Below are 12,277 nucleotides of genomic sequence, written 5' to 3'. Positions count from 1 at the left end.
TTCTATAAACTCTGGAGATCGTTACTGTCAGTCTCATTATTTTGCTCTTCTTCTAAAAGGTCGTTTGTTTCACTTTCTTTGATATCAGAACCAATATAATCATCATTTAGCATGTCTGTTTCGGGATCAATATTGTCAAGTTCAGCATCTTTGCTTTCATCTTCAATCTCAGCTAATTTTTTCTCAAATTCTAATTTTTTAACTCCAATGAGTGCATTACTCATTGCTAATGCACTTCCCAGTATAATAAACAAGAGTATTCCAGGAATAATTTCAGTGTGAAACACTGTATTTACAACGTATTCTTCCGGGATCGAAAAGAAAAGTAGAATGGTAATTAATCCTCTAGGAGATAAAAATAATTCTGGCCACGACCTACCACCCATCGTCGGGAAAATTAAAACAAATCGGATAAAATATATTGCTGCCAAAAGAACGAGGCTAATGATTATTACTTCAAAATTTAATAATGAACTTAATGAGACATAATATCCAAATAAGATAAAAAAGAACGTACGAACAACAAATGCGCTCTCCATGATAATTATTTTAAAATAATTTTGGATAGATGTTACTTTTTCATCGTCAATTAAATTAGATAAAAATCCAACAAAAACTAACTGGTAGTTATTTAAAATGATTCCAAATATTAGTACAATTAATAATGATGAAAGGTGTAACATTTCACCTAAGGCGTATAGTAAAAGGAGGATTGAAAAAAGAAAAAACAATTTTGTATGACCTTTTATTTTTTGAAAAAGGTAAATTAAAACAATACTAATTATGATTGAGATTAATATAGATAGTCCAATATTTCCTACAATTTCAGAAGATTTTTTAACTGCGCCTGTTGCTAATGAACCAAGTATTACTTGAAACATTAGTAAACCTAGGACATCTGAAAACGTACTTTCATATATTAAAAACGATCTTTTGCTTTCATCTAAACTTTGAATACTAGGTATAATTATAGCGCTACTAATGATTGACAATGGCACGGAATATAATAGTGCATGTAGAAGATCTAAATCGCTAACAAAAACTTGTAAAATATATGCAATTGCAAATGAAGTGCACAGTAAGCCAAATAAACCGACAAAAAATGCTCTTAGAGAGGAAACAATCATATTTTTATTAATTTTCAAATCTAAAGCGGCCTCTAATAAAATTAGAATTAAACCTGCAACCCCAAGGACTTTAAGAAGGGGTTTACGTGTTGTATCATCAAGAATTTGAAATCCTACTATTTGTGTGTCAAGTTGTAAAATCGCTCCAAACAAAATTAGAATTAGAACAGAAGGGACACCTGTATTCTCAGAATAGATATTCAAAAAATGTGAAATAATGATTATAGAGGATAATGAAATAATAAGAATGTATGGGTCCATGAAAATTTAAGTTAAGGTTCCTCGTTTTTTTTGTTCATTTTCTATTGCTTCAAATAATGCTTTAAAATTACCTTTTCCAAAAGACTGCGCACCCTTTCTTTGGATAATTTCAAAGAATAAAGTAGGACGATCTTCAACAGGCTTAGTAAAGATTTGTAGTAAATATCCTTCCTCATCACGGTCAACTAATATACTTAAATCCCTAAGTTTTGATATTTTTTCATCAATTTTGCCAACGCGATTTAATACAGTATCGTAGTAATTTTTAGGAACATGTAGAAACTCGACACCTCTTTTATTCATTTCACTTACAGTATGGATAATATCATCAGTAGCAATTGCAATATGTTGACAACCTGGACCGTTGTAGAACTCTAGATATTCCTCAATTTGTGATTTTTTTTCGCCTTTTGCAGGCTCATTAATTGGGAACTTGATTCGACCATTACCATTTGTCATAACCTTACTCATTAAGGCGGTATATTTAGTTGAAATATCTTTATCATCAAAAGTTATAAGATTTGCAAATCCCATAATATCACGGTAAAAATTTTCCCAAATGTTCATTTCATTCCAGCCGACATTTCCTACCATATGATCAATATATTTTAATCCAATTGGTTCTGGTTTATATGATGATTCCCATTTTTCAAATCCAGGAAGAAAAATTCCATTATATTTTGTTCTTTCTACAAAAATATGAACGGTATCTCCGTAAGTATGAATTCCAGACCGTATTACTAAGCCGTTTTTGTCTTCTTTTTGATTTGGCTTCATGTATGATTTAGCTCCTCTTTTAGTAGTTTCTTCCCAAGCTTTTGTGGCATCGTCTACCCAAAGCGCGATAACTTTGACACCATCTCCATGTTTTGTAATATGATCTTCAATTTCGGTGTTGCCAGACATTGGAGTAGTTAATACAATTCTTATTTTATCTTGAAATAAGACATATGAAGTTTTAGTAGAGTCACCAGTTTCTAAACCCGAATATGCTAATGATTGAAAGCCAAATGCAGTTTTATAAAAGTGCGCAGCTTGCTTAGCGTTACCCACATAAAATTCAACATAGTCAGTTCCTTTAATTGGAAGAAAATCCTGTGCTTTAGGAAATATTTTTTTTAATTTTTCAGTCATTTTCTATCCAGGATTTATAGTATTTTCCATCATCTAGACTCATTGCAGCCTTGGTTAATTTCAGAGGCTTAAAAGTATCTACCATCACTGCTAATTCTTGTGTTTCTTTTTGTCCTATACTACGTTCCATTGCTCCGGGATGAGGGCCATGAGGAATACCAGCAGGATGCAAACTAATATATCCTTTTTCAACATGATTTCTGCTCATAAAGTCACCATCTACATAATAAAGGACTTCATCAGAGTCTATATTGCTGTGATTATATGGGGCAGGTATTGATTTTGGGTGATAATCATATAGCCTTGGACAGAAAGAACAAACAACAAAAGCATCAGTTTCAAATGTTTGATGTACTGGTGGCGGTTGATGAACTCTTCCAGTAATTGGCTCAAAGTCATGAATTGAAAAAGCATACGGATAGTTATATCCATCCCACCCAACAACATCAAAAGGATGAGAACCATATATTACGTGGTGCATCATACCTTCTTTTTTTATCATCATTAAAAAATCTCCTTTTTCATCTTTAGTAATTAAATCCTTTGGCCTTCTAATATCTCTTTCACAATATGGAGAATGTTCTAATAATTGTCCAAAGTGATTACGGTATCTTTTAGGAGTGTACATAGGATGAAAAGATTCAACTATAAATAATCGATTCTCTTCATTATTAAATTTAATTTGATAAATAATACCTCTTGGAATTAAAAGGTAATCTCCATATGAAAAATCTAAATTACCAAGCATTGTTTTTAATACTCCAGAGCCTTTATGAATGAAAATTAATTCATCTGCATCAGTATTTTTATAAAAACAATCTGTCATAGATTCACTAGGAGCTGCTAGTGAAATATGACAGTCCTTATTAATAAGAATTGGTGTCCGACTTTCTAGATAATTCTTAGCTTTGGGTAAATCAAAACCTTTTAATAGTCTTGATTTTATATTATTTTCTACTGCAACTTCGGGTTGCATATTTTCTTTTTTTAGAATTTCTTTTACTTGTGTTGGTCTTTGTGCGTGGTATACAAGTGAAGACATTCCGACAAAACCAATTGTTCCGAATAGTTCCTCGTATCGGTGCTTCCCAGATTCTGATTTAAATACAGTGTGTCTTTTATTTGGTATATCACCAAGTTTATGATAAAAAGGCATAGTTTAATAATTATATTGTAAATATACTTATTATCAATTGTTTATGTTTCTTTCAGTAATATTTTCTTTTGGTCTAATACTTTTTTTAAATGAATTCAATGATGGTCTTTTTCTCACTTTTCTTAATTTCTTTTGTTCAATCTTCGGTAGTTTAGACATTTTTTTACACTCACTGTTGCAACAACCCTCATATTTTGTTTGACATTTTTTACATTGTATAAATAGTAAATTGCAATCTACATAATTGCAGTTTGTATAGTCGTCGCATGGCCCCCCACATTGATCACATGTTCCAATTATATCATTTGATATTTTTTCTCCTAACCGATCGTCAAATACAAAATTTTTACCAATAAATTTATTTTCTAGATTGTGTTCTTTTATTTGCTTTGCATAATCAATTATTCCGCCATGAAGCTGATTGACATCTTTGAAGCCATGGTGCTTTAAGTAGGAACTGGTTTTTTCACATCTAATTCCCCCTGTACAATACAATAAAATTTTCTCTTCTTTTCGATTTTTCAGTTTCTCTTTTATTAATGGTAATTCTTCTCTAAATGTATCTACATCAGGTTTTATAGCGTCCTTAAAATGACCAATTCTGCTTTCATAATGATTTCTAACATCTACAACAATTGCTCCATTGTTAATACATTCATTCCATTCTTTTGCACAAAGATGAGACCCTACATTAGTGACGTCATATTCATTTGCATTTAATCCATCAGCTACGATTTGTTTTTTTATTTTAATTACTAATTTTAAAAAGGATATTTTATTTTCTTCCAATGCAATTTTAAATGGGATATTTTCAAAACCCTTAACTGATTTTACAGAGTTCACAAACTGATCCCAATTTGGACTAGGACATGATAATTGAGCATTTATACCTTCCATGGCAATATATATTCTTCCTTTTACTTTTAATTCATTCCATTTTATAAACAATTCTTTTCTTAAGGATATAGGGTCTTCTATTTTAACATATTTGTAAAAAGAAAGGGTTGTTCTTTTAAACTCTTCTTGAGATAATTGTTTTTCTAAATCCTCCCTTCCAAACTTATTATGTAAAATTGTATTTTTTTTTCTCATCTTAAATCAAAGATAATTAATAGATTATATATTTGTTACTATATTCATGTTTATGTCGTTAAAAAAAAAGATTTTAGTTATTGGTTCAAATGGTCAAATTGGTACTGTTTTAATTAATAGGTTATGTAAAAAATACGGTTACGAAAATGTAATAGGTAGTGATTTAAATCCTCCTCGGAAGTCACACAAATTTATTTTCGAACTTTGTAGTGTTTTAGATAAAGAAAAATTAGAGTTAATTATTAATAAGCATAATATTGCTGAGGTCTATTTATTAGCAGCTTATTTATCTGCAAAAGGTGAGGAGAATATTGATAAGGCATGGGATTTAAATATAAATGGTTTACGTCATATTTTAAATTTTGCAAAGGATAAAAAAATTAAGAAAATTTTTTGGCCCAGTTCAATTGCAGTGTTTGGACCTTCTTCTCCAAAAAATAATGTAGATCAGTACGCAATTACAGAGCCAACCACTATTTACGGTGTAAGTAAATTGGCAGGTGAAAATTTATGTAATTATTATTATAGTAAGTTTGGAATTGATGTGCGTAGTCTAAGGTATCCAGGCTTGATAGGATGGGAGTCAATGCCTGGAGGAGGTACCACAGATTATGCAGTAGATATATTTCATGAAGCAATCAAAAATAGAAATTACACATGTTTCTTATCTGAGAATAGAACATTACCAATGATGTATATGGATGACGCCATTAATGCAACAATTAGTATTATGGATGCTCCTTTAAACTCAATAAAAATACGAACATCATATAATTTATCATCGTTATATTTTAGCCCTAAGGAGATAGAACATGAGATAAAAAAGTACTTTAAAGATTTTACAGTAAAATATGAACCTGATTATAGAGACGATTTGGCAAAAGGGTGGCCTCAATCAATTAATGATGATTATGCAAGAAAAGATTGGGGTTGGAAACCAAATTTTAATTTATCGCAAATGGTTAATGATATTATATTAAATTTGAAAAAAAGATACAAGAAATAATAAGTTAAATGCAAGATTTTAAAATATATAATACATTATCAGCAAAAAAGGAGGTTTTTAAGTCAATTAGACCTGGCGTAGTTACAATGTATGTATGCGGACCTACTGTTTATGGTGAGGGACACCTAGGTCACGCTAGACCGGCAATAACATTTGATATTTTGTTTAGATATTTTAAGCATTTAAAATACAAAGTCAGATATGTCAGAAATATAACCGATGTTGGTCATTTAGTAAATGATGCTGATGAAGGTGGGGATAAAATCGGAGAAACAGCAAAAGCTTTACAACTTGAACCAATGGAAGTGGCTCATTTTTATACAAAAAAATATCATGAGTCAATGGACAAATTAAATGTACAATCCCCAAGTATTGAACCGTTGGCATCAGGACATATTATTGAACAAATAGAAATGATTAAAAAAATTATTATTAATGGTTTTGGTTATGTGGTTAATGGTTCAGTCTATTTTGATGTTGTCAAGTATAACAAGTCTAATAAATATGGATCTCTTTCAAGAAGAAAAATCGAAGACTTGATGGATAACACAAGAGATTTAGCAGGTCAATCGGATAAAAAAAACTCAGTTGATTTTGCTTTATGGAAAAATGCGTCCCCAGAGCATATTATGAGGTGGCCATCTCCATGGGGTGACGGATTTCCAGGTTGGCACTTAGAATGTTCTGCAATGAGTTGTAAGTATTTGGGAGAAGAGTTTGATATACATGGTGGAGGTATGGATTTAGTATTTCCTCACCATGAGGCTGAAATAGCTCAATGTTGTGCTGCTAATAATAATAAAGGTGCTAATTATTGGATGCACAATAATATGATAACTATTGGGGGTCAGAAAATGGGGAAGTCATTAGGAAACTTTATAACATTAAACGAGTTTTTTGAAGGATCTCATGATAAACTCGAACAAGCCTATCATCCAATGGTCATTAGATTTTTTCTTTTACAAGCTCATTATAGAAGCACGATAGATTTTTCCAACTCTGCCCTTAAAGCAGCTGAGAAAGGACTAATTAGATTATTTAATGGTATAAATACGTTAAACGAGATTCAACCTCATAAATCTTCAAATCTAGATGTATCTTTATTTACTTCTAAGTGTGATGAAGCTATTAATGATGATTTAAATACTCCTATTGTTTTATCGCATCTATTTGACGCAGTAAAAATTATTAACTCTACTAAAGAAGGTAGTAATCATTTATCTGGTGATAATATTGAAGAGTTAAAAAAATTATTTAATAAATATGTAGTAGATATTTTCGGTCTTTCTAGTATAGAGGATAAAAGTAATTCTTCTGACATAAGTGATGTCATGTCTTTGATTTTAGACATTAGAAACAATTCAAAAAAAAATAAGGACTGGGAGACTGCTGATAAAATTAGAGATGGTTTAAATAGTTTAAATATTGAAATAAAAGACACAAAAGATGGTGCGACCTGGAAACATATTAGTTAGTATTTTAGTTTTTCTATTTTTTTCATGTAAAAATAATGAGGTAAAATCATTAAAACTAGATATTGAAACAGCTGAAATAATAGTTCCAAAATTTAATGCAGATTCAGCTTATTCTTTTATTGAAGCTCAAGTTAATTTTGGACCCCGAGTTCCAAACTCTCAGGCTCATTTAAATTGTGCTATTTATTTAAAAAATAAATTGTCAGAGTATGGTGCAGAAGTAATTATCCAATCAGATGTTGTTGAACGTTTTGATGGACATAGAATGAGCATGAAGAATATTATTGCATCATTTAATAATGATGCATATACAAGAATTTTATTATGTGCACATTGGGACAGTAGATATATAGCTGATAACGATTCTATTAATATTAATAATCCAATTTTAGGCGCTAATGACGGTGGCAGTGGGGTAGGTGTTTTATTAGAAATTGCGCGACAAATTCAAATAAAACCCATAGATATTGGTGTTGATATAATCTTTTTTGACGTTGAGGATCAAGGTGAACCTAGCGGTACTATAAATTCAAAGCCTCATTCATGGTGTCTAGGGTCACAGTATTGGTCAAATAATCCACATGTTGCAAATTACTTTGCTGATTATGGCATCTTATTAGATATGGTAGGAGGTGAGAATGCGAGATTTACCAAAGAGGGAGTATCTATAAAATTTGCATCACGTATTGTAGAAAAGGTCTGGAGCACAGCATCAAAAAATGGTTATTCAAATTTTTTTATTTCCGAAAAAACACCACCAATTATTGATGATCACTTATATATTAATAATCTGATACATATTCCAACAATCAATATTGTTGAGTATGACGCTAACACACATAATCGTTTTAATAAACATCATCACAAGCATTCTGATGACATGAGTAATATAGATAAAGCTACTTTAAATGCAGTCGGACAGACTGTTCTGGAAGTACTTTATCATGAAGATTAATTTAATTCCCATATCCATTGATTTACCCATTTCTTAGTGGATATTTTACTTAAATCAATTTCTGGTGAAAATAACAATTGTGCCTCTCTACCCATAAATGATGTTTTATAATTACAAGTTATTTTAGGATGTTGGATATTAAATTTTTCTATCGCTTCTGACTTAATTTTTTTGGATAAAGGGATAATTAAATCGGGATAGTATTTGAGATTGTTGTATTGCATGGGGGTTAGCATTTTTGAAATATCAACAGAATATTTTTTTTGTGATACTTTATCAATAATAAAGTACTCAATAACCGACTCTTTATACATTATTTTCATTCTCCATGAAAATCTTTGCCCAATACCATTATAATCAACATGACCATTGAAAAATATATGTCTAAAAGGAAGAAGTATATGAATTATTAAAAACACTAGAATTAATTTATTTATTACTTGATTATTTCGGATCACGTATTCTTTTTGGTCTTCTAATTTTAAAATCTTTTGAATTTTCCTGGGATTAATAAATAGGACTAATGTAGAAATCATAAAAAATGGGAATAATCCAATTTCTCCAACATCACGAAATAGATAAAAATTAATAATATTAAAGGAGATAACTAATATAAATCCAAAGCTTCTAGTTTTTTTTCCAAGTAATAGGAATCCAATAAATAAATCAAACAATAAAGCAGAATAGCTCATTGCAATTGCTAACCATTTTTGAATAAAAATTGGGTTCTTAGTTAATTCATGTTTTACTTCTAAAATGTGTGTTATAGGTTGCAAGTCAAAAAGCCAATAGGGGTTTAATTTATTTATACCAGAAATAAAGTATACAATAAAAATCATTAATTGCAGAGATAAAAGAGATATTCGAGGTACTAGAATATTCTTTTTAAGTGAACTTTTTGTATTTATTAAAAAAAGTAAAAAACAAATTATTGATATAAAGTAATAGTGATTATTAAAATACCCCTTGTCTAATAGCCAAAAGTAAGTGAAACAAATACAAAAAATTAATGAAGAAAATCTCGCTGTACGATTTATAATCATCCCAATATTTGCAATTAACATAAAGGATGCGATTATTAATAGTGATGTTTTGTTTTGGGGGTATATACCTTCTATAAACGGAAATAAAACAAATGGCTTAATAATATTTTCAGAAATAAAATCATTATAAAAAAAATAAAATGTTTGTATTAAAAGTATAATTGAAAATGTAATTCTAAATACAACAATAGATGTATTTGGGATACAGGTGTGCATCCATGACCTTAATTCTTTGAAATACATAATATTTAAAATAATTAAATTTTATTTAAATGTTTACATTTACAAATCAATTATTATTTGTAAATATCACAAAAAATATGAAAAAGTTATTTTTAATTGATGCATATGCAATGATTTATAGATCATATTTTGCATTTTCTAAAAACCCACGATTCAATTCAGATGGATTTGAAACTTCAGCAATTTATGGATTTGTTAATTCAATTACCGAATTGTTGTCAAATGAAGATTTAACTCATTTAGGCGTAGTTTTTGATACTCCCCAAAAAACACATAGACATATTCAATACGTCGAATATAAAGCAAATCGAGATGCAATGCCCGAAGGGATATCAGGAGCTATCCCTTATATTAAAAATATTCTTACAGCTCTAAATATCCCCATATTATTTGTAGATGGATTTGAAGCGGATGATGTTATTGGAACTCTTGCAAAGCAAGCTTCTAATCAAGAGTTCTTAACCTATATGGTTACTCCTGACAAGGATTTTGCACAACTTGTGTCAGACAGTATTTTCATGTATCGTCCAGGTAACCGAGGAAGTAAACATCAAATTTGGAATGTTAAAACAGTTTGTGAAAAATTCGGAATTGATTATGTTCATCAAGTAGTAGATTATTTAGGAATGGTCGGAGATGCAGTCGACAATATTCCTGGGATTGCTGGTGTTGGGCCTAAAACTGCATCAAAATTGCTTAAAAAATATGGTTCTTTAGAAGAAGTATATAAATCAATCGAAAATTTAGAGGGAAAACTAAAAGAAAAAATAATTAATTCACATTCAAATGCTATACTTTCTAAGCAATTAGCAAAAATCGTTGTAGATGTCCCGATTCAGTTAGATTCGAAAGATTTAAAAATTATAGAACCTAACTGGGATCAATTAAATGCTATCTTTAAAGAATTAGAATTTAGGAGACTTAATGAAAGAATAAGAAAAGTATTTTCTTACAATAGTTCAGAGCCCACCATTGATATTGATTCAGCATCAAGACAGTTAAGTCTATTTTCTAGTGATAATAAGCCAACAAGTCAATCATCGGATAGTGCTATTCAACTTGACAGCTATCAAGAAATAAAAGATGCTGTTAAAAATCTAGAATTAGAATCTAGTATAGGGATTTCATTATATAATGCAGATAATAATATATCAGGCCTTTCCATTTTTAGTAATACAAATCATTATTATATTTTTTTCACTAAAACCTTGATTGTTAAGATTTGTTTATTAACTCTAGAGCCGTTATTTGTCTCTAAAAATATCATGAAAATATATTTTGATTCAAAGAATGTATTTAAACTCTTAGCTCAATATAAGATTAATTTTTGCGATAACTTTTTTGATGTAACTATTGCAGACTATCTTATTAATCCTGAAAACAATCGTTCTCTCAGCAATATAGCACATCGTAATAATTTAGATTCTTTACATTTAGATTCAATCGATATGAATAGTGAGGAGGGGGTTAAATACTATTTAATCGAGACATCGCTTATTTTAATAGAACTTTATAAAAAACAATTAATTACATTAGAAAAAAATGATTTAACACCGCTTTTTAAGGATGTTGAAAAGCCACTTGTCAAGGTTTTGTTACAAATGGAGTTTAATGGTGTGCGTATTGATACAGTTGCACTCAATAATTATTCTAATAAATTAACTCAGCAAATTACTTTGTTGACTGACCAGATCCATAAGTTAGCTAATCAAAATTTTAATATTGCTTCCCCTAAACAATTGGGTGAAGTTTTATTTCAAAAGATGAAATTATCTGAAAAGCCAAAAAAAACTAAATCTGGTCAATTTTCAACTAATGAAAACGAGTTAGTTAAATTAAAAAATACTCATCCAATTATTGAAAAGATTTTATTATATAGGACCTATCAAAAACTTTTATCTACTTATGTGAATGCACTTCCTTCTTTGATTGAGAAAGGTGACAAAAAGATTCACACAACATTTAATCAAACTGTAACAAATACAGGAAGATTAAGTTCAAGTTCTCCCAACTTACAAAATATTCCTATTAGGAAAAAATCTGGAAAAGATGTTAGACGAGCATTTATTGCTTCTGATAAAAACCACATATTAATGGCAGCTGATTATTCACAAATAGAATTAAGATTAATAGCTGAGCTTAGTAAGGAAGAGACTATGATTAAAGCATTTCTGAAGGAAGAAGACATACATAAATCTACGGCATCAAAAGTGTTTAAGGTAGATTTAGATAAGGTTACTTCGGAAATGAGATCAAATGCTAAAGTTGTAAATTTTGGTATTATTTATGGCGTATCTGCTTTTGGTTTAAGTGAACAAAGCACATTAAACCGAAAAGAGGCGTCAGAACTTATAAAAATATATTTTGAGACATATCCAATGCTTAAAAAATATATTGATGACCAAATTTATTTTGCTAAAGAAAATGGTTATGTGCAAACTATCTTGGGAAGAAAACGGTACTTGAGAAATATAAACTCTAGAAATTCATTTATTCGTGGACATGATGAACGCAATGCAGTAAATATGCCAGTGCAGGGTTCGGCAGCTGATTTAATCAAGCTAGCCATGATTAACATACATAATGAATTTAGAGCTAATTCCTTTAAATCAAAATTGATATTACAAGTTCATGACGAATTAGTTTTTGATGTACATAATTCAGAAAAAGAAATAATCCAAAATACAGTAAGACACGCAATGGAGAATATATATAACACAAAGGTGCCACTAAAAGTAGATATTGGATTTGGCGCAAACTGGTTAGATGCACATTAATTTCTAAA

9 protein-coding genes are annotated in these 12,277 nt (G+C 29.8%); 4 read left to right on the top strand and 5 right to left on the bottom strand.

Annotated elements, in window-relative coordinates; all coding sequences use genetic code 11:
- Positions 1-2: 2 nt before the first annotated feature.
- The 4 genes from CBD51_003850 to CBD51_003835 are packed head-to-tail and all read right to left on the bottom strand — an operon-like array spanning position 3 to position 4,770.
- The gene (locus tag CBD51_003850; GenBank protein RPG59019.1) at positions 3-1,388 is read right to left on the bottom strand and encodes a sodium:proton exchanger; all 1,386 of its coding nucleotides are present in this window, start codon (positions 1,386-1,388) and stop codon (positions 3-5) included.
- Between the two features lie 6 nt (positions 1,389-1,394).
- A complete protein-coding gene (gene hppD / locus CBD51_003845; GenBank protein ID RPG59018.1) occupies positions 1,395-2,522 on the bottom strand; it encodes a 4-hydroxyphenylpyruvate dioxygenase in 1,128 nt (375 codons plus the stop codon).
- The gene (locus CBD51_003840) at positions 2,515-3,678 is read right to left on the bottom strand and encodes a homogentisate 1,2-dioxygenase (GenBank protein ID RPG59017.1); all 1,164 of its coding nucleotides are present in this window, start codon (positions 3,676-3,678) and stop codon (positions 2,515-2,517) included. The genes hppD and CBD51_003840 overlap by 8 nt, the downstream gene beginning before the upstream one ends.
- Before the next feature lie 33 nt (positions 3,679-3,711).
- Positions 3,712-4,770 carry a rhodanese-related sulfurtransferase gene (locus tag CBD51_003835; protein ID RPG59016.1) on the bottom strand — a complete coding sequence of 353 codons (1,059 nt, stop codon included), beginning with the start codon at positions 4,768-4,770 and terminating at the stop codon, positions 3,712-3,714.
- Positions 4,771-4,822: 52 nt separating this feature from the next.
- Between CBD51_003835 and CBD51_003830 the strand changes: the two genes are divergently transcribed.
- The 3 genes from CBD51_003830 to CBD51_003820 are packed head-to-tail and all read left to right on the top strand — an operon-like array spanning position 4,823 to position 8,206.
- Positions 4,823-5,776, top strand: coding sequence for an NAD-dependent epimerase/dehydratase family protein (locus CBD51_003830; protein RPG59015.1), 954 nt, complete (start codon positions 4,823-4,825; stop codon positions 5,774-5,776).
- A gap of 8 nt (positions 5,777-5,784) precedes the next feature.
- Positions 5,785-7,251 carry a cysteine--tRNA ligase gene (locus CBD51_003825; GenBank protein ID RPG59014.1) on the top strand — a complete coding sequence of 489 codons (1,467 nt, stop codon included), beginning with the start codon at positions 5,785-5,787 and terminating at the stop codon, positions 7,249-7,251.
- A complete protein-coding gene (locus CBD51_003820; protein RPG59013.1) occupies positions 7,223-8,206 on the top strand; it encodes a M28 family peptidase in 984 nt (327 codons plus the stop codon). Before CBD51_003825 ends, CBD51_003820 begins: the two co-directional genes overlap by 29 nt.
- On the opposite strand, the gene CBD51_003815 is transcribed toward CBD51_003820, so the two are convergent.
- Positions 8,203-9,492, bottom strand: coding sequence for a hypothetical protein (locus tag CBD51_003815; protein ID RPG59012.1), 1,290 nt, complete (start codon positions 9,490-9,492; stop codon positions 8,203-8,205). The two genes, CBD51_003820 and CBD51_003815, sit on opposite strands and share 4 nt — an antisense overlap.
- Positions 9,493-9,521: 29 nt before the next feature.
- On the opposite strand from CBD51_003815, the gene polA reads away from it, so the two are divergent.
- The gene (gene polA, locus CBD51_003810; GenBank protein RPG59011.1) at positions 9,522-12,269 is read left to right on the top strand and encodes a DNA polymerase I; all 2,748 of its coding nucleotides are present in this window, start codon (positions 9,522-9,524) and stop codon (positions 12,267-12,269) included.
- The last annotated feature ends 8 nt before the right edge of the window (positions 12,270-12,277 follow it).

The organism is Flavobacteriales bacterium TMED191, from assembly GCA_002171975.2.
In the GTDB taxonomy this organism is placed as follows: domain Bacteria; phylum Bacteroidota; class Bacteroidia; order Flavobacteriales; family TMED113.
This window is presented reverse-complemented; position numbering and strand designations above follow the sequence as displayed.